The organism is Vibrio sp. 704 (assembly GCF_033339295.1).
In genome coordinates this window covers 1-636 of sequence record NZ_JAWOUH010000577.1, presented here as the reverse complement: position 1 = coordinate 636, position 636 = coordinate 1, and the positions used below count along the sequence as shown (strand labels likewise).

Sequence of the window (636 nt, the reverse complement as noted above, 5' to 3'; positions counted from 1 at the left end):
CTTTTCCATCATTTTTCGCGCATCAGAAGACGTGTCTGTCATCATAAAAAAGACGATCGAACCTTTGAGCATACGAACTTGCTTTTGCATATCTACGCCTTCAAATTTCTGCCGAAAGCTCTCTCCTTTCGACCAAAACTTGGCATAAAACCGCTCGAAAAAGTGCTCACTGAGAACACAACGCTCGTAACTGTCGTTGAAAACCTCAATCACATTCATGACCACTCCAAACGAAAACCAGAGTACAACTCATATTTTATGAGTGTAATTTAATATCTCAAACAAGGGGCAAGCGAATATCTCAAAGCTTGTAATTTTTGCCAAGAAACAGCAAAGACCACGTTCTCTACGCAGAGTTTGAAACATCACTCCCAACTTCTCTGTTCGATTTTCAACAAAAAGTTAAAAGTGATTTAAATAAAAGCCATCTTATCAATTGCTGGTTATTCGGTACTATGAACTCACTTTCGAGGTACGCGTGGTTGTCGAAGCTAAAAGCGGCCGATATAAAACTGAATAACGAGGATAAAAACGTGTCTCATCAAATCATTAAAGATCTAAACAGCCGCTACACAGCGAAAAAATACGACGCAGAAAAACGCATTTCTCAAGACGATATGGCCATCATCAAAGAAG

At 39.3% G+C, this 636-nt stretch carries 2 pseudogenes; one reads left to right on the top strand and one right to left on the bottom strand.

The window, feature by feature from the left end:
• Positions 1-219, bottom strand: a pseudogene (locus R7R24_RS27850) (globin); the annotation flags it as partial.
• 236 nt (positions 220-455) lie between these two features.
• On the opposite strand from R7R24_RS27850, the pseudogene R7R24_RS27845 reads away from it, so the two are divergent.
• Positions 456-636: pseudogene (locus tag R7R24_RS27845) on the top strand (NAD(P)H-dependent oxidoreductase); the annotation flags it as partial.